We start from the raw sequence: 18,279 nt of genomic DNA on the forward strand, positions 1-18,279 counted from the left end.
GCTGTCGCGGCCAGACAAGGCACCTTTCGCGGGGCACCGTCAAGCGGCGGCGGAAACCTGACCATATGGTCAAAACCACCCGCCAATCCGCTTGCCAGCCGCCGGGCCGTCATGGCATCGTCGGCCCGCGCTTATGCGGGCGGAGGACCCCCGGTTGACCACGCTTTCCCCTGAAACGGCCGCGACCGGCCTTCTGCCGCAGCTTGCCCATGCCCGCAATCCGGGCATGGCGCTGGATCTGGACTGGGTGGCCGGCGTGCAGGCCAATACATCAGCCATCGAACGGCGCTGCGCCACGCTGGGCGGGCGACGGTCGGTCAAGAAGGACTGGCAGGCGGCCTGGCTTTTGAAGGCGATCTCGCTGATCGACCTGACCACGCTGTCGGGCGATGATACCCCCGGCCGGGTGGAACGGCTGTGCGCCAAGGCCCGCCAGCCGGTGCGCCCCGACATGCTGGCCGCCCTGGGGATGACCGGCCTGACGGTGGGCGCGGTCTGCGTCTACCATGACATGGTGGAAACCGCCGTGCGCTGCCTTGAGGGCAGCAATATCCCCGTCGCCGCCGTTTCGACCGGCTTTCCCGCCGGCCTGTCACCCTGGCGCCTGCGCCTCGCCGAGATCGGCGAAAGCGTGAAGGCGGGCGCGAAAGAAATCGACATCGTGATTTCGCGCCGCCATGTGCTGACCGGCAACTGGCAGGCGCTGTATGACGAGATGCGCGAGATGCGCGCCGCCTGCGGCGAGGCGCATGTCAAGGCGATCCTGGCCACCGGCGAATTGCAGACGCTGCGCAATGTCGCCCGCGCCTCGCTGGTCTGCATGATGGCGGGGGCCGATTTCATCAAGACCTCGACCGGGAAAGAGGCGGTGAACGCCACCCTTCCGGTCACGCTGACGATGATCCGCGCCATCCGCGACTATCAGGACCGCACCGGCCACAAGGTCGGCTACAAGCCGGCAGGCGGCATTTCCAAGGCCAAGGATGCGCTTCTGTATCTGGCGCTGATGAAGGACGAACTGGGGGCGCCCTGGCTGCAACCCGACCTGATGCGCTTCGGCGCCTCGTCCCTGCTGGGCGACATCGAGCGGCAGTTGGAGCACCACCTGACCGGCGCCTATTCCGCCGGCTACCGCCATGCGCTGGCCTGACATGGCCCCGCAAGGCCGGAGGACGCAGAAGACAGGGGCGCTGCCCCTCGCGGCTTCGCCGCTCACCCCGGGATATTTTCGTTCTGAAAGAAGCCCGGTGCTGCTTCTTTCAGAACAGAAATATCCCCGCCGGAGGCGCAGGCCGGGGCCGGGCGATCCCGCCCGGGGTCTGGCACGACTGGAGATGATGGAATGACGATCAAGGAAATCTTCGACTCCATGGCCTATGGCCCCGCCCCCGAAAGCAATGCCGAGGCGCTGGCATGGCTGGCGAAGCACAAGGCCGGCTTCGGCCATTTCATCAACGGCGCCTTCACCGCGCCCGAGGCCCCGTTCGAGACGCGCAACCCCGCCAATGGGGCGGTGCTGGCGACCGTCTCGCAGGGATCGGAGGCCACGGTTGCCCGGGCCGTGGCCGCCGCCGCGCGGGCCTTTCCGAAATGGTCGGCCACGCCGGGGCCGCAGCGGGCGCGCGTGCTTTATGCGCTGGCGCGGCTGGTGCAGAAGCACAGCCGCCTGTTCGCCGTGCTGGAGACGATGGACAACGGCAAGCCGATCCGGGAAAGCCGCGACATCGACATTCCGCTGGTCGCACGGCATTTCTATTATCACGCGGGCCTTGCCCAGTTGCTGGAATCCGAGCGGCCGGGGATGCAGCCGCTGGGGGTTTGCGCGGCGGTGATCCCGTGGAACTTTCCGCTGCTGATGCTGGCCTGGAAGGTGGCGCCGGCGCTGGCTGCCGGCAATACGGTGGTGCTGAAACCCGCCGAATACACCCCGCTGACCGCGCTGCTGTTCGCCGAGATCAGCCGCGAGGCCGGGTTGCCCAAAGGGGTGCTGAACATCGTCACCGGCGATGGTGAGACCGGCGCGGCGCTGGTGGCCCACCCGGGCGTGGCCAAGGTGGCCTTTACCGGATCGACCATGGTCGGCCAGCGCATCCGCGAGGCCACCGCCGGGCAGGGCAAGGCGCTGACGCTGGAGCTGGGGGGCAAGTCGCCCTACATCGTCTTCGACGATGCCGATCTGGACAGCGCCGTCGAGGGGCTGGTCGATGCGATCTGGTTCAATCAGGGGCAGGTCTGCTGTGCCGGGTCGCGCCTGCTGGTGCAGGAAGGCGTGGCGGACCGCTTCCACGCCAAACTGAAACGCCGGATGGACGGGCTGCGTCTGGGCGATCCGCTGGACAAGTGCATTGACATGGGCGCGATTGCCGACCCGGTGCAACTGGAGACCATCACCCGCCTGGTGGATGGCAGCGAGGGCCAGATCTATCGCGCCGCAACCCCGGTGCCACAGGGCTGTTTCTATCCGCCGACGCTGATCACCGGGCTGACCACATCCTCACCGCTGATGCAGGAAGAAATCTTCGGCCCGGTGCTGGTCAGCATGACCTTCCGCACGCCGGCCGAGGCGGTGGAGCTGGCGAACAACACCCGCTTCGGGCTGGCCGCCAGTGTCTGGACCGAAAACGTCAACCTGGCGCTGGACATGGCGCCCAAGCTGAAGGCCGGGGTGGTGTGGGTGAATGCCACCAACCTGTTCGACGCCGCCGCCGGCTTTGGCGGGGTGCGCGAAAGCGGCTTTGGCCGCGAAGGCGGGTGGGAGGGGCTTGCGGCCTATCAGAAGCCCGCCCGCAGTGCCCGGACGCTGAAACCGCTGGCCGCCTTCCCCGAACCGGCCAGCCCCGAGGTGCCGGCCATGGACCGCACCGCCAAGCTGTTCATCGGCGGCAAACAGGCCCGGCCCGACGGCGGCTATTCCCGCGCGGTCTGGTCGCCCAAGGGGCGGCTTCTGGGGCATGTCGGCCTGGGCAACCGCAAGGACATCCGCAATGCGGTCGAAGCGGCCCATGCGGCCAGGGGCTGGGGCAAGGCGACCGGCCATAACCGCGCGCAGATCCTGTATTATCTGGCGGAAAACCTGTCGGCGCGTGGGGCGGAATTCGCCGCCCGCCTGCGCGACCTGACCGGCAAGCCCGGCGAGGCCGAGGTCGAGACCACCATCACCCGGCTGTTCACCTGGGCCGCCTGGGCGGACAAATACGAAGGCGCGGCCAAGCCGGTGCCGATGCGCGGCATTGCGCTGGCGCTGCACGAACCCGTTGGCGTGATCGGCGCGCTTTGCCCGGACGAGGCGCCGCTTCTGGGGCTGGTGTCGCTGATGGGCCCGGCCATCGCCATGGGCAACACCTGCGTTCTGGTGCCGTCTGACCCGTTCCCGCTGGCCGCGACAGATTTCTATCAGGTGCTGGAAACCTCGGACGTGCCGGCGGGCGTGGTGAACATCGTCACCGGCGCGCCGGACGAACTGGCCAAGGCGCTGGCCAGCCACCGCGACGTGGATGCGCTGTGGTCCTTCGCGGCGGCGCCGCTGTCGGCGATGATCGAGCGGGAAAGTGCCGGCAACCTGAAGCGGACCTGGGTCAACAACGGGCTGGCGCGCGACTGGAGGACGGCCGAAGGCGAGGGGCGCGAATTCCTGGCCCGCGCGACCGAGGTCAAGACGGTCTGGGTGCCCTACGGCGAATGACGCTGCGAGCCCGTCTGCGCGATCTGTACGAAGGCGAAGGCGAGGCCGGCGACCGGTTTCGCTATGGGTTGCTGGCGTTCGACCTGTTGACCGTGGCCTATCTGGTGGCCACCTCGTTCCTGCTGCGGGGGGCGCATACGGTGGCGATCGACATCGCCATCGGGCTGGTGTTCCTGGCCGATCTGCTGGCGCGGCTGTGGATCGCGCGCCGCCCCGCGCATGAGCTGTTCAGCCTGTGGACGCTGGCCGATGTGCTGGTGATCGTCTCGCTGCTGTTTCCGCTTTGGGGCGAAGGGCTGGCCTTCCTGCGGGTGATCCGGCTGTTCCGGGTGTTCCACTCGCCGCAGACGCTGGACCAGTTGCGCGACGACATTCCCGGGTTCCGCCGCAACGAACAGGCGCTGCTGGCCGGGGCGAACCTGCTGATCTTCCTGTTCGCGATGACGGCGCTGGTCTATCAGACGCAAAGCGGCGTGAACGACAAGATCGCGAACTATGTCGATGCGCTGTATTTCACCGTCACCACGCTGTCGACCACCGGCTTCGGCGATGTGACGCTGGTGGGCACTGGCGGCAAGCTGCTGTCGGTGGCGATCATGATCGTCGGCATCTCGCTGTTCCTGCGGCTGGTGCAGGTGGTGCTGCGGCCGCAGAAGGCGCATTTCCCCTGCCCCACCTGCGGCCTGCGCCGGCACGACCATGATGCCGTGCATTGCAAAGCCTGCGGCACCATCCTCAACATTCCCGACGACGGGGCGGACTGAAACCGCCGCGGGGGCGCTGCCCCCGCACCCCCGGGATATTTGAGGACAGATGAAAGCGGCAGCTTCAGGCCATGCGGGCGGCCATGTCGAGCATCCGGTTGGAAAAGCCCCATTCGTTGTCATACCAGCCGAAGACCCGCAGCATCCCTTGCGGGGTAAGGCGGGTTTCCGGGCAGGCCATGACCACGGATTCCGGCCGCGCCCGCAGGTCGGTAGAGACCAGCGGCCGGTCGGTGAAGCCGATCACCCCGCCGGCAGCGCGGAAGGTGGCGTTCACCGCTTCCGTGGTGGCGGGGCGTTCGGTCATCACCTGAAGATCAACGCAAGAGACGCTGGCGACCGGCACCCGCACCGCCTGCGCGATCAGCCGGCCCGCCACCTGCGGCAGCACGCCATCGAGCAGCCGGGCCGCGCTGGTGGTGGTGGGCACCATCGACAGGGCCGCCGCGCGCGACCGGGCGAAATCGGCCGCCGGGGCATCCACCGTGGGCTGGCTGCCGGTGTAGCAATGCACGGTCGTCATCGAGCCGGTGACGATGCCCCAGCCTTCGTCGATCAGCTTCGCCAGCGGGGCCAGCGCATTGGTGGTGCAGCTTGCGTTCGACACGATCCGCTGCCCGGTCAGCACGGACTCGTTCGCGCCCAGAACCACGGTGGCATCCGCCGCGCCGGACGGGCCCGAGATCAGCACCCGCGCCGCGCCGGCGCGAAGCCCGCGTTCGGCCACGTCGCGCGCTTCGGCCCGGCCGGTGCATTCCAGCACCAGATCGACGCCGGACAGGTTCAGGGTGGACAGGTCTGCTGTGCGGTGTAGCGGGATGGGCCGACCGTTCACCACCAGCGCCCCGCCGTCCAGCGCCACCGTGCCGCGCCAGGGGCCGAACACGCTGTCATATTCGAAGAGATGCGCGCACATCTCGGGCGCGGCGATGTCATTGATCCCGGCGATCTGCACCGTCGGCCAACGCTCGGGCGCCTGGGCCCAGGCCCGCAGCACCGACCGGCCGATCCGTCCGAATCCGTTAAGGAAAACCTGCATCGCGACCTCCACTTCCGCGGGCAGAGTGACCATGGCCCCGGCGCCGGGCAAGGGCTGTCGCAAAATTTGATCAAACGCTGGCGCGGGCGAATCAGCGGGACCGGCTGCCCTGGTGCGTGGCGCCACAGGGGCGAGCGCTGCCGGATTCCCGGGCGTTTCCCCGGCGGAATTGCAACGAACGCACCGTTTCAGCCGCCAATCCCGGGCCGCGCTGCGATGCGGCATCGACAGCGGGCAGAAAAGCGTTTCCATTTCGCGGAACCGGCAGTCTTGGCCGCTTCTTGGCAGAAGGACAGGCGTCATGGCCCAGAAACCCCGCGGTCGGCCGCGCAGCGCGCCCGAAAAGCCCGAACAGGCCACGGTGCAGGCCCTGGACCGGGCGCTGGCACTGCTGGAACATCTGGCGCGCAGGCCGGGCCTGACGCTTTCCGATCTGGCCGAGGAGACGGGCCTTCCCATCGCCACCGTGTTTCGGGCGCTGGCCACGCTTCAGGCGCATGGCATGGTTGAGGCGCAGGAACCGGGGCAGTTCTGGCACATCGGCCCCGGCGCCTTTCGCATCGGGTCGGCCTTTCTGCGGCGCACCGATGTGGTGGACCGCGCCCGCGCGCCCATGGAACGGCTGATGCGCGAAACCGGAGAGACCGTCACGCTGGGGGCCGAAGTGGCCGATCTGGTGACGATCCTGGCGCAGGTCGAGGCGCAGGCGGGCATCCGCACCTTCCACGCCCCGGGCAGCACGCTGCCGATGCACGGTTCGGCGCTTGGCAAGGCGCTGCTGGCCTGGCTGCCCGAAGACCGGGTGGCCGGCATCCTGGACCGGCAGGGCCAGGCCCGGCTGACCAGCCTGACGCTGACCAGCGAATCGGCGCTGTTGCGCGATCTGGTCCGCAGCCGCGACCGCGGCTTTGCCATTGACGATCAGGAAGGGGCAGATGGCTTGCGGGGCGTGGCCGCCCCGGTGTTCAACGCGCAAGGTTTGCCGGTTGCAGCGCTGGCCATCACCGGCCCCGGCTTTCGCTTCGGCCTGTCCGATGCCCAGCGCGCCGGCGCGCTGGTGCGCGCCGCAGCAGAGGCGGTGACCGACGGGATCGGCGGCACCGCGCCCTGACGTGCCTTAGCTGACGCCGGCCACCCGGGCCTCAAGGTGCTGCACCAGACCCGGTTCAAGGTTAAGCGCTGCGGCCAGCATGGCCAGATAGCCTTTTTCTTCCAGCGACTGATCGTCGGCCACCAGGAGCGAGGCGGCATAGATCTCGGCCGCTTCCTCAGGCGAGCGGGCCAGGCCGGCGATACGGCGCACGTCCAGCGGGGCATCCAGTTCGGCCTTGATCAGGGCTTCGGCCTCGGCCTCAAGCCCCATGCGCTGCAAGGCCTCGTCGATGCGGGCGCGTTCGTCGGGGGTCACATGGCCATCGGCCTTGGCCACCGACACCATGGCCTGCACAAGGCGGGCCGACAGATCGTTCGCGGCGGTGCTGTCAGAGGGCAGGAACACCGTGCCTTCGGCCGCGGGCAGCGCCACCGGGCCTGCGGCCGGTTCCTTGCCCTTCTTCCAGTCCTGCCAGGCCTGATAGGCCAGCCCGCCGATCAGGGCCGAGGCCCCCACCTTGGCGCCGGTGCCCAGGATCTTGCGCCCGCCGCCGGTCAGCAACAGCCCCAGAAGGCCGCCCGCAATGGCGCCCTTGCCCAGGGCGGACTGGCCGTCCCAGGTCTGTTTCGCCTTGTCGGTCAGGCCTTGCACACCCTGACCGCCGGTCAGGTTATCCAGCAGGGATTTCGCGTTGAACATTCTTGCACCTTTCTTGGCAGCATCGGCCCGGTCATGTCGGACCCCGTATGTGGGGTGCCGGAAACAGCCTTGCAACGGTTTCGGCAAGGATATGCCATGGCGGCACGCAGCTCTGGACCGTTTGACGGAAATCAACGACCTTTTCGACTCTGTGATATAGGATTTCGGCACGGGCGCGGCAGGGGTCGCGCCCGGTCTCGGATCAGGAGCGCCGGCCCCGGCGCGGCCTGTTCAACGGAGCCTCGCATGGCAAACATCGCCTCTCTCTCCGGCCTGACACCCTTGCAGGACGCGGGCACCTGCCCGCACACGGACTGCCGCTTCGCCTTTCCGCTGCCGGTGTTCCTGGACGAGGACACCGCCGTCGTCGACACCCCGGCCCAGGCCGAACGCCTGCTGCACCGGCTGCGCGCCGTGTTCCGCGCCCGCGGCTACCGGACGGTCACGCCGCGGCTGGTCTCGGTCGAGATTCCCCGCAACGGCCGGTTCCGGCTCTGGGTGGACTGGATCGGCCAGGGCGGCACCGGCGACCAGACGCTGTTCCGCACCGTCTGCTTCAACCACGGCACCCTGGAAGACAACGTGACCCACATGATCCGGGTGGAAGGCCTGGCCGCCCGCCGCACCGCCAACCGCCGCAAGGCGGGGTGAGGGGGGGGGAGGTTGGTTTGCGGAGGGAGCCATCTGACGGCGGTGCGGCACTGCACCTGCAGCAAACCCGGGCTTGGCTCAAACGCTGGTCTTCGCGGCGAACTCAATGCTTGTCAGCATCGGAATCCCTAGGCTTGGTGATGGTTTCAGGTTGCTCATATCTGTCAGCCCGAAGGATAATGGCTTCCAAAACCTGACCCTTTTTCACCTTTGCGTTGATCTGTAGGCTGACAGGCACCTTATTCCATTCGGCGTCTTGAATAATCTGCCGGTCTTCAAGCGACGACATCACTTCCTGAACGCTGGCTTGGAAGGATTCTACGGTGTTCATTTCCTCCACGTGGACTCGGAAACCGTCCGGCACAGTCGTGTCAACCTTGCGGATGTAATAGACACCATCCTTGCGGGCTTCTTCCGAACTTGTGCGGCTAGATCTGGTGAGGGCTGCGGCGGCCCCGGCGGGAACGCTGACCCCATTCACTACGGCATCCGTTTGCGAGGCGTGTCGAACCAACGATTGCTTGGCATCGTCGGCTTCTGCCTTCAACGCTTGCAAAACAGGCTGCTGTTCAATAGCTTTCTGGATCACCGCTTGTTTGTCTTTATCCCCAGCAGCAACCGTCTGGATCGTTTCGAGAGCCTTGATCAACGTCTTGTTGTTCGACTCTGCAAGACGCTCTTCTTTCCGGTTGTTCAGCCAGTTACGCATGGTGGATTGACCGGCCCAAATGAGTGCCAAACTGACGATTACAATAGCGAGGGTTGTCGGGTCCATCTTGTCCACCGCTCCTATCAGAACCTCTTTGATGACATCCATCAGTTGGGCTTCTTGATCGGAGCTCCCACTTTTGACTTTGATAATAAGTTCGAGGTCTTCTTTCTCGGCATCAGTCAGGAGGCGACCGTTCGCTTCCCCGTGCTTGACGAGAGCGTAGGAACGATAGATTGCCGCCTGAGCGTCGATCCAACCCCGCATCATGTAAGCGTTGAGGGCAGAATCATAGCGCTGTTCGGGGATGTATAGCGTGGATTTTATCCAGTCGCCGAGTTCGATTTCGTCAATGCTATCAATTTTGATCTGACCTTCGACAAGTCCGTTCAGAACTTCCCAAGCATCGTCTTCGGAGCGAATTTGAATTGTCATGAACAACCGATACGTTCTGTTTTCCGAGACGGTAGTGTAAAGGCGCTTAGTGATAAAGGAAATTTGATCGTCGAGAGGGAACCGGGCATTCGCAGCGACTGGGGTCAATGGCCGGTTTGGGCCGATCTCGTCATGCTGAACCTTCGGAGGCTCGACCGCGCAGAATCGGGCTCCCCGCAGCAGCTATGCGTTCAAAGCGTAGCGGACCTGCCCCCCTGCAAGGACCCTTGTTCACCACCCTGACCAGCCGCCAGCTACACCTGACATTCGACAACGGGGGAGGGATGGTGGCGAGGGGGGGACTCGAACCCCCGACCCTGCGATTATGAGTCGCATGCTCTAACCAACTGAGCTACCTAGCCACTGGCGGGCGGATTACGCGGGCCGGGTTGGGGCGTCAAGGGGGAAAAGGGCCGCTGCGGGATCGGCCGCCTCGCGCGCGACCCTTGGGCGGCCGCTGGCGGTGACGGTCACGGTGGCCTCGACGAACATCCGCTGGCCTTCGATGTCCACCTCGCGCAGGTCACGGCTGGCCTCGATCCGCAGGTCCATGGCGCCGGCCAGCCGGGCGCGGGCCTCGGCCTCGGCGCGCAGGGCGGTTTCCATCGCGTCCAGCGCGGCGTCGCGGTCGCCCCAGGCGCGGGGGCCTTCGGGCAGATGCGCGACAAAGCGCCCTTGCGCGGGCGAGGTGACAAGCCCCGACACTCGCTGGCTGACCTGCCCCGCCACCGCGCCGATGGCATTGGCCACGCCGGCATGTTCGGGCAGGATCATGTCGCAGCCCAGCCGTTCCCCCACGGCGCCGTAATAGGACGGGGCCGAGGCGCCCAGGCCGATGACCGGCACCGCCAGCCGCGCGGTCAGTTCCACCACGCCGCGGTGGCGGTGCAGCCCGGCCGTGGTCAGCCGGTGGCGGGCCAGCGTCACCGGATCTTCGCCCGCAAAGCCGGGATCTTCGGCGAAGGCGGCTTCCAGCAGGCAATCGGCGGTCTGCTGGGTGACCTGATCGACGATGCGCCGCGCCAGCGGCTCGGGCCCGTCGGCGAACCGCTCTCCCGCGCCGGTGCGGCGGCGGGCCAGCAGGCGCACCGCCTTTTCCGCCGCCAGCCCGTCCCAGGCCTGCAGGCGGCCCAGCACATGGCTGGCGTCCGACGGCGTGACCCCCGAGATCATCACCAGCCCGCGCGCCACCAGCCGTTCCAGCGCCGCCGCCTCAAGCCGGCTGGTCAGCGCCTGGCCCAGCGGCATGGCGGTAGTGATCCGCGCCAGCACCGTTTCCTCACGCGCGGTCAGCCCGCCCGCCTGCGCCCCGGCCATGGGCAGCACGAAGCGGCCGTCGAATTCGCCCGCGGTTTCGGTGGACAGCCAGCGGTCCAGCGCCGTGTGCACCATCGGCCCATGGTCCACCGCCAGAAGCGAAACCGGAATCAGCCGCCGCGGCCCCAGCCGCAGCCCGCCGGTCAGCCCCTCGGTCAGCAGATGCACCTCGCTGTCGCCGCCCAGGCCGGTGGTGCGCATCGCCACGGCTTCCACCATGGTGCGGAAGCCGCCGACGCGGGCGCCCTGCGGATCAATCTCGGGCAGGCCGTCCTTGAGCAGCGCCACGTCGGTGGTGGTGCCGCCGATGTCGCTGACCAGCGCATCCTTCGCCCCGGTCAGCCAGCGCGCGCCCACGATGCTGGCGGCCGGGCCGGAAAGGATGGTCTCGATCGGCCGCTCGCGCACCATGGCCGCCGAAATCAGCGCGCCGTCGCCGCGCACCACCATCAGCGGTGCCGCGATCCCCACCAGCGCCAGATGCCGTTCGCAGGCGGCGACCAGCCGGTCGATCATGCCGATCAGCCGCGCGTTCAGCACCGCCGTCAGCGCCCGTTTCGGCCCGTTCAACTGCGCCGAAAGTTCATGGCTGCAGGTGACCGGGCGGCCTGTGGCCTGACGGATGGCGGTGCGCACCGCCACCTCATGCGCGGGGTTGCGGGTGGCGAACCGCCCCGCCACCGCATAGCCCATGACCGAAGCTCCCAACTCGGCAACCGCCGCCGTCAGCGCGGCCAGGTCCAGCGGCCGCGCCTCAAGCCCGGCGTGGCTGTGGCCGCCGGTGATGCGGATCACCGGGTCACCCTTCAGCGCCTCGGCCAGACCGGCGCGCGCCAGATCGTCGTCATCGAAGCCGATCGCCACCAGCGCCACCCGGCCGCCCTGGCCTTCGACCAGCGCATTGGTGGCCAGCGTGGTGGACAGCGACACCAGCGCCACATCCGCCGCCGCAATGCCCGAAGCCGCCAGCGCCGCATCCACCGCGCCGCCGATGCCCACCGCCAGATCGTGCCGCGTGGTCAGTGCCTTGGCCTTGCCAAGGATGCGGTTCGCCGCCTCGTCAAGGATCACCGCATCGGTATAGGTGCCGCCGGTATCCACGCCCAGGAAATATGCCATCGTCCGCCGCTTTCGCCCCAGTTCCCCTTCAGCTAGCCCGCAGGGCGCCAAAGGTCACCCCCGGATACGACATATCGGGTCGCGGACCGGCGCTAGGGGCGGCGGGCGGCGCGCTTGCGGGCATGGACCGGGGGAATTCCCAACTGGCCGCGATATTTGGCCACCGTGCGCCGGGCCAGTGGCGTGCCCGCCCCGGCCAGCGCCTGCGCCAGCGCATCATCGGTCAGCGGCTGCGCGGCATCTTCGGCCGCCACCAGCCGCGCCAGCGCCTCGTGCAGGGCAGCGGCGGCGGGGCCGTCTTCCTGCCCCACCGCCTGTGAGAACAGCGCCCGCAGCCACCAGGTGCCGCGCGGCGTATCCACCGCCGCCCCGGCCACGACGCGGCTGACGGTGGTGCGGTGAACGTCCACCGCTTCGGCCACTTCGGCCATCCGCATCGGCACAAGCGCGCCAAGCCCCTGTTCCAGCGCCGCGGCCTGCCGCCGCAGGATTTCCCGCGCGACCTTCAGCAAGGTGGCATTGCGCCCCTCGACCAGCCGGATCAGCGCCCGCGCCTCGGCCCGGCCGGGCCCCTGCCCCAGCGAAAGGGACGGCAGCGCCCCGCGATTGAGCGCCACTTCCCACCCGGCCGGACCGCGCCGCACCGTCAGGTCAGGTTCGGCCACGGGGGCGGCACCATGGGCAAAGCGGGCGCCGGGCTTGGGGTCATAGCGGCGCAGCCGCTGGATGGCGCGCAGCACCTGATCTTCGGTGCAGCCCAGCGCCCGGGCGATTCGCCCGATTTCACCCTGGGCCACCAGCGGCAGGCGGTCCAGAACCCCGGCCATCACGCCATCCAGTTCGCCCGCCTCGAAGGCCTGCAGGCGCAGACATTCCGCCAGATTGCGCGCGAACAGGCCCGTCGGCTCCAGGCGTTGCACCTGCGCCAGCACCGCCTCGGCCTCGGGCAGGGGCACCCCGACCTCGGCCGCGATCTCGTCAAGCGGGCGGGTCAGCCAGCCGGCCGGCGCCAGCGCCTCGGCCAGCATCTCGGCCACGCGCAGGGCACGGGGGGGCAGCCGCAGCGCCGCGATGCCCGCGGCCACATGCGCCGCCAGACTTGGCCCCGCATCGGCAACCTCAACCACACCGTCACCACCGCCACCGCGCATCTGCGCCAGCGCATGGCCCCAGCGCGGCAGCCATTCCTGCACCACCGGGGGCGGTTCCACCACCAGCGCGGGCAGTTCGGCGGCCTGTTCTTCAAGAAAGCGGGTCAGGCCGGCGGCATCGGCCCGCAACACCCGGATCGCCACCGAAAGCGAGGTGTTGAGCGACAGCCGCTGCGTTTGCGCAATGCTGATGCGGGTGCGTGACTTCATCCCCGCCAGCCTATGCCAGCCGATCCCCAAAGAAAACGTTGATGCGGGGCTGGGGCGCACCGCTGGCCTTCCGCGCGGCACGGGGCTACCACTTGCGGCATGATGCCCGCCGCCCCCTTTCCGCTGGTGCGCGACCTTGTCCTTGTGGGCGGGGGCCATGCACATGCGCTGGTGCTGCGGTCCTGGGCGATGGACCCGCTGCCCGGCGTGCGGCTGACCGTCATCAACCCCGGCCCCGCCGCGCCCTATACCGGCATGTTGCCCGGCCTGATCGCCGGCCATTACGCCCGGGACGAGATCATGATCGACCTGGTCCGGCTGGCCCGCTACGCCGGGGCGCGGGTGATCCTGTCGCGCGCCACCGGGCTGGACCTGGCCGCCCGCTGCGTGCTGCTGAACAACCGCCCGCCGCTGGCTTTCGACGTGGCTTCGGTCGACATCGGCATCGGGTCGGGCCTGCCCGACATTCCGGGCTATGACGAACACGCGGTCGCGGCCAAGCCGCTGGGTCATTACGCCGATGCGTGGGAGGCGTTTGTCGCCCGCAAGCTGCCCGCGCCACGGCTGGTGATCCTTGGCGCCGGGGTGGGCGGGGTGGAACTGGCGCTGGCATCGGCCCACCGGCTGCGGGCCGGCGGGGCCGAGCCGCAGATCACCCTGATCGAACGCGCCGAGGCCGCGCTGCCGAACATTGGCCGCGCCGCCCGCGCCACGCTGTTGCGCCACGCGCAGGCGGCCGGCATCGCCTTTCGCACCGGCACCACGGCCCGCGCCATTGGCCCCGGCACCGTTACCCTGTCCAGCGGCGAAACCCTGCCGTCCGATTTCACCCTGGCCGTCGCCGGCACCCAGCCGCAGCCCTGGCTGGCGCAGACCGGGCTGGCCAGCCTGGACGGTTTTCTGGTGGTCGGCCCCACGCTGCAAACCTCGGACCCGGCGATCTTTGCGGCGGGCGATTGCGCCCACCTGTCCCATGCCCCGCGCCCCAAGGCCGGGGTCTTTGCCGTGCGCGAGGCGCCGGTGCTGCTGGCCAACCTGCGCGCCGCGCTGACCGGGGGGCCGATGCGAGCCTACCACCCGCAGCGCGATTATCTGAAACTGGTCTCGACCGGCGGCCGGGGCGCGGTGGCCGACAAGTTCGGTCTGCGCAGCGGGGGCGGCTGGCTGTGGCGGCTGAAAGACCGGATCGACCGCCGCTTCATGGCGATGTTCGCCGACTATCCGGCGATGCCGGCACCGGCGCTGCCAGACCCCGCGCCGCAGGGGCTGGCGCAGGCGATGGGCGACAAGCCGCTGTGTGGCGGCTGCGGGGCCAAGGTGGGCCCGGCGGCGCTGCGGGCCGCGCTGGCCAGCCTGCCCGCGCCGCAGCGGCCCGATGTGCTGTCCGGCCCCGGTGACGATGCCGCCCTGCTGCGCGCGGCCCGGGGCGTGCAGGCACTGACAACCGACCATCTGCGCGCCTTCACCAACGACCCGCGACTGATGGCACGCCTTGCCGCCGTTCATGCGCTTGGCGACATCTGGGCGATGGGCGCCGCCCCGCAGGCCGCGCTGGCGCAGATCACCCTGCCCCGCCTGTCAGAGCCGCTGCAAACCCGCAGCCTGGCCGAGATCATGGAGGAGGCGGCGCAGGTATTCCGGGCCGCCGGGGCCGATCTGGTGGGGGGCCATACCTCGACCGGGGACGAGTTGACGATCGGCTTTACCGTCACCGGGCTGGCTGACCGGCCGGTGCCCAAGGCCGGCGCCCGCCCCGGCGATGCGATCCTGCTGACCAAGGCCATTGGCAGCGGCACCATCCTGGCCGCCGAAATGGCGCTGGCCCGCGTGCCGGGCCTGATTCTGGGCGAGGCGGTGGTGACCTGCCTTGCCGCCATGGCACGGCCGCTGGGGCCTGCGGCGGAAATCCTGGCGCCGGTGGCCCACGCCATGACCGATGTCACCGGCTTTGGCCTTGCGGGGCATCTGCTGGAAATCCTTCAGGCCTCGGGCGTTTCGGCCCGGATCGACCTGCGCGCCGTGCCCATGCTGCCCGGCGCGGTGGTGCTGGCCGGGGCGGGTCAGGCGTCCAGCCTTGCGCCCGCCAACCGCGCCGCGATCGACTGGCTGGTTGACGCCCCGCCCGGCCCCGAAACCGACCTGCTGTTCGATCCGCAAACCTGCGGCGGCCTTCTGGCCTGCGTGCCAGCCGATCAGGCCGATGCGCTGCTGGCCCGGTTGCGGGCGGCGGGCGATGGCGTTGCGGTCCGCATCGGCACCGTGACCGAAGGCCCGCCGAAACTGGTTGTCAGCCGGTCCTGACCCCGGTCAATCTGCCCCTTTGCGCGATACCTGCCAAACCGCCTTGGCCACCCGGTCGGCCAGCGCCGCCAGATCGGCCGGGGCCAGCCCGCCGGCCTCAACCTCAACCACCGGCACGGCCATACGGGCGCGGTGCTTTTCATAGCGCGGGTCATAGTGCCGGGCCATCAGACCCCCGGCCAGAGCGGCGAAATCGCCCTCGGCCGCCACCCCGCGCCAGTCTTCGATCACCTCGGCCGGGTGCAGGGGGCGCAACTGGTTCAACACCGCCGCCAGACGCGCGGGATCGGCGGTCACATCGCGATAGGCCCGCGCCAGATAGTCCGCCCGCGCCGCCAGCGGCGCCCGGATCGCCACCCGTGGCGCGGCGATCATCGCCTGCCACAGACGCCCGGGCAACCGGCGGTCGCCCACCTTGCTGCTTTCGGCTTCCACCACCACCGGGCGGGCCGGGTCAAGCGCGGCCAGACCATAGGCCAGCCGCGCCTCAAAGGTTTTCTGCGAAGGCTGCGGTCCCATCGCGCCGAACAGCGATCCGCGATGGTTCGCCATCGCTTCCAGATCCAGCACCTGCACGCCGCGCGCGGCCAGCAGGGCCAGCACCTCTGTCTTGGCCGAGCCGGTGTTCCCGTCCAGCACCACCACGGGCGACGGAACCGGCCGGTCCTGCACCGCCTGCACCACCAGCCCGCGCCACGCCTTGTAACCGCCGGCAATGGTTTCCACCCGCCAGCCGATCTGCGACAGGATCGAGGCGAAAGAGCCCGACCGTTGCCCGCCCCGCCAGCAATAGACCAGCGGGCGCCAGCCGCCGGGCTTGTCGGCCAGGGGGCCTTCCAGATGCCGCGCCGCGTTCCGCGCCACCAGCGCGGCGCCCAGCTTGCGGGCGGTGAAGGGGCTGACCTGCTTGTAGATCGTGCCCACCCGCGCCCGTTCGGCATCATCCAGCACGGGCAGGCTGATCGCGCCGGGAATGTGATCCTCGGCAAATTCGGCGGGCGCGCGCACGTCGATCACATCGTCGAAGCCCAGATCGGCAATCTGGCGCAGCGAGGCAAGCGTGATCGCCATGCGCCGCGCCTTACGCCGGAAGCCCGGCTTCCAGCCGGTCCAGCAGCGCGGCCAACATGGCATCGCAGCGGGCAAGCTGTTCGACGGTGACGAATTCATCGGGCTTGTGGCCCTGCGCCATGCTGCCGGGGCCGCAGATCACGGTGGGCACGCCCAGCCGGGCGTCGAACAGGCCGCCTTCGGTGCCGAAGGCCACCTTGATGGTGCCGTTCGCCCCGGTCAGCGACTGCACGAAGCGCACCACGGCGGCATCGGTGGGGGTGCCAAGGCCGGGGTAATCCCACAGGCGTTCGACGCGGATTTCGGCTTCGGGAAAGCTGTCGCGCAGGGGGACGACAATCGCTTCGGCCCCGGCGCGAAGTTCGTCGATCAGCGCCGCCACATCTACGCCCGCCAGCGAACGTATCTCGAAATCGACCACCGCGCTGTTCGGCACGATGTTGACCTGCACGCCGCCCGACATCTTGCCGGCGTGAAGGGTGGTATAGGGCACGTCATAATCACCGTCGAACGGGCCTTCGGCGGCCACGCGGGCCTGAACGGCGCGGATAACGCCGATGAAATCGGCCGCCAGATGCAGCGCGTTCAGCGCCAGCGGGGCCAGCGCGGAATGACCTTCGCGCCCGATGCAGGTGGCGCGCAGGGCGACCTTGCCCTTGTGGCCGGTGGCAACCTGCATCCCGGTGGGTTCGCCCACGATGCACATGGCGGGGCGGACCGGCGCGCCTTGCAGCAGATCAACCAGCGAGCGCACGCCCATGCAGCCGATTTCCTCATCATAAGACAGCGCCAGATGCAGCGGCACCTTCAGCGGGCGCTTCGCGGCGGCCAGCGTGGCGGCGATGGTGCTGGCGACAAAGCCCTTCATGTCGGTGGTGCCCCGGCCGTAAAGGCGGCCGCCGTCTTCGGTCAGGGCAAAGGGCGGGCGGGTCCAGGTCTGGCCTTCCACCGGCACCACATCGGTATGGCCCGAGAGCATGACACCGCCCCGGTCCTGCGGGCCGACCGTGGCCCAGAGGTTGGCCTTGCCCCCCGTGGCATCGGGCACCAGCCGGGCCGCGATGCCCGCTTCGGCCAGAAGCCCCGCCACATAATCCATCAGCGCCCGGTTGGGATTGGCGCTGACGGTATCGAAGGCGATCAGCCGTTCAAGGATGGCACGGGTCTGCATGGGCACGGTTCCTGAGCTTCTGCTCCCCGTGCTAACGCGAAGCCGCGCCGCGCGAAAGGGCCGGGGCGGAAAGTCCTGACTGGCAGGCCGGCGGCAGACTTGGCATTGTGGCGCCAACCCCAGCCGCCCGAGACCGAGATGAACCCTTCGCTTGCGCTGATCGCCGCCCTTGCCGTTGCCGCCCTGCCCCCGGCCGCCCAGGCCGAGGAGGCGGCGACCGGCAAGGTGGGCACGCTGAACCTGGCGGCCCGGCTTTACGCCCATGCGCTGGCCACCGACGATGCGCTGGCGGCAGTCACGGCGTTCCGGCTGGCCAGCGGTGTGGCGCTGCGGCAGGCCGACGGCTGGAACCGAACCACCGAAGCCGCGACCGGGGCCGAGCTGCCGGGCGAACCGGCGCCTGCCGACACGGCGCAAGCGGGGACGGACGCGGCACGGGGCTTTTCCGCGCTGGCGCTGATCACCGGGCAGGCGGCAGAATCGACCCGCGAAATCGCGGCGGGCGATGACGAGCTGGCGCTGATGGTCGAGGATGCCGTGGCCGATACCGCGCGCGGCCGGATCGGCGGCGCGAATCAGGCGGTGGCGACCCTGGCGCCCGGCAAGAAGGACATCTGGGAAATCCCCTTCGCCGGGCAGGAACAGGCCGAGATCGGCATCTTTGGCGATGGCAGCGGCGGGCTGGGCTGGATGGTGGCCGATGCGAAGGGCGTGCCGGTCTGCGTTGACCCCTATTCGGACCAGCCGCTTTACTGCAGCTTCACCCCGGCCGAGAACGCCTTTTACACCGTCACCGTGATCAGCCGCGCCGATGTGGACGGGCAGTATCTGCTGGCCACCAACTGACCCCGGTTTCGGGCCGCCCGG

At 69.1% G+C, this 18,279-nt stretch carries 14 protein-coding genes and 1 tRNA gene; 7 read left to right on the plus strand and 8 right to left on the minus strand.

Features of this window, described 5'->3' with window-relative positions; translation table 11 throughout:
* Positions 1–133: 133 nt before the first annotated feature.
* The 3 genes from deoC to C5F44_RS10955 all read left to right on the plus strand — a co-directional run bounded on the left by deoC (position 134) and on the right by C5F44_RS10955 (position 4,446).
* On the plus strand, positions 134–1,150 hold the full coding sequence (gene deoC, locus C5F44_RS10945; protein WP_107673569.1) for a deoxyribose-phosphate aldolase: 1,017 nt from the start codon (positions 134–136) through the stop codon (positions 1,148–1,150).
* Between the two features lie 192 nt (positions 1,151–1,342).
* Entirely contained in the window at positions 1,343–3,682 is a 2,340-nt protein-coding gene (locus tag C5F44_RS10950) for an aldehyde dehydrogenase family protein (protein ID WP_107673570.1), read from the plus strand.
* Positions 3,679–4,446, plus strand: coding sequence for a potassium channel family protein (locus tag C5F44_RS10955; RefSeq protein WP_181318250.1), 768 nt, complete (start codon positions 3,679–3,681; stop codon positions 4,444–4,446). Before C5F44_RS10950 ends, C5F44_RS10955 begins: the two co-directional genes overlap by 4 nt.
* Before the next feature lie 64 nt (positions 4,447–4,510).
* On the opposite strand, the gene C5F44_RS10960 is transcribed toward C5F44_RS10955, so the two are convergent.
* On the minus strand, positions 4,511–5,518 hold the full coding sequence (locus tag C5F44_RS10960; protein WP_107673571.1) for a type I glyceraldehyde-3-phosphate dehydrogenase: 1,008 nt from the start codon (positions 5,516–5,518) through the stop codon (positions 4,511–4,513).
* Between the two features lie 268 nt (positions 5,519–5,786).
* On the opposite strand from C5F44_RS10960, the gene C5F44_RS10965 reads away from it, so the two are divergent.
* Entirely contained in the window at positions 5,787–6,596 is an 810-nt protein-coding gene (locus C5F44_RS10965) for an IclR family transcriptional regulator (protein WP_107673572.1), read from the plus strand.
* Positions 6,597–6,602: 6 nt separating this feature from the next.
* Here C5F44_RS10965 and C5F44_RS10970 read toward each other — a convergent pair whose 3' ends face one another.
* Entirely contained in the window at positions 6,603–7,277 is a 675-nt protein-coding gene (locus C5F44_RS10970) for a tellurite resistance TerB family protein (protein WP_107673573.1), read from the minus strand.
* 246 nt (positions 7,278–7,523) lie between these two features.
* Between C5F44_RS10970 and C5F44_RS10975 the strand changes: the two genes are divergently transcribed.
* On the plus strand, positions 7,524–7,928 hold the full coding sequence (locus C5F44_RS10975) for a hypothetical protein (protein WP_123876569.1): 405 nt from the start codon (positions 7,524–7,526) through the stop codon (positions 7,926–7,928).
* Between the two features lie 103 nt (positions 7,929–8,031).
* On the opposite strand, the gene C5F44_RS10980 is transcribed toward C5F44_RS10975, so the two are convergent.
* From C5F44_RS10980 to C5F44_RS10995, 4 genes are all read right to left on the minus strand, one after another.
* Positions 8,032–9,072: a hypothetical protein gene (locus C5F44_RS10980; protein WP_146161934.1), complete on the minus strand. Its 1,041-nt coding sequence runs from the start codon at positions 9,070–9,072 to the stop codon at positions 8,032–8,034.
* Positions 9,073–9,357: 285 nt separating this feature from the next.
* Positions 9,358–9,434 (minus strand) — tRNA-Met (locus C5F44_RS10985).
* A 13-nt stretch (positions 9,435–9,447) separates the two neighbouring features.
* Positions 9,448–11,508, minus strand: a complete 2,061-nt coding sequence (locus tag C5F44_RS10990) for a hydantoinase/oxoprolinase N-terminal domain-containing protein (RefSeq protein ID WP_107673576.1) — start codon at positions 11,506–11,508, stop codon at positions 9,448–9,450.
* Positions 11,509–11,600: 92 nt separating this feature from the next.
* A complete protein-coding gene (locus tag C5F44_RS10995; protein ID WP_107673577.1) occupies positions 11,601–12,869 on the minus strand; it encodes an RNA polymerase factor sigma-54 in 1,269 nt (422 codons plus the stop codon).
* 99 nt (positions 12,870–12,968) lie between these two features.
* Here C5F44_RS10995 and selD point away from each other — a divergent pair, with 99 nt between their 5' ends.
* Complete coding sequence (gene selD, locus C5F44_RS11000; RefSeq protein WP_328588493.1) at positions 12,969–15,170, plus strand: selenide, water dikinase SelD; 2,202 nt, start codon at positions 12,969–12,971, stop codon at positions 15,168–15,170.
* Between the two features lie 6 nt (positions 15,171–15,176).
* On the opposite strand, the gene mnmH is transcribed toward selD, so the two are convergent.
* Positions 15,177–16,241, minus strand: a complete 1,065-nt coding sequence (gene mnmH, locus C5F44_RS11005) for a tRNA 2-selenouridine(34) synthase MnmH (RefSeq protein ID WP_107673578.1) — start codon at positions 16,239–16,241, stop codon at positions 15,177–15,179.
* A 10-nt stretch (positions 16,242–16,251) separates the two neighbouring features.
* On the minus strand, positions 16,252–17,412 hold the full coding sequence (gene argE, locus C5F44_RS11010) for an acetylornithine deacetylase (protein ID WP_107673579.1): 1,161 nt from the start codon (positions 17,410–17,412) through the stop codon (positions 16,252–16,254).
* Between the two features lie 138 nt (positions 17,413–17,550).
* On the opposite strand from argE, the gene C5F44_RS11015 reads away from it, so the two are divergent.
* Positions 17,551–18,258 carry a hypothetical protein gene (locus C5F44_RS11015; protein WP_107673580.1) on the plus strand — a complete coding sequence of 236 codons (708 nt, stop codon included), beginning with the start codon at positions 17,551–17,553 and terminating at the stop codon, positions 18,256–18,258.
* Positions 18,259–18,279: the final 21 nt, after the last annotated feature.

Origin of the sequence: Fuscovulum blasticum DSM 2131 (assembly GCF_003034965.1) — a bacterium.
Classification (GTDB): domain Bacteria; phylum Pseudomonadota; class Alphaproteobacteria; order Rhodobacterales; family Rhodobacteraceae; genus Pseudogemmobacter; species Pseudogemmobacter blasticus.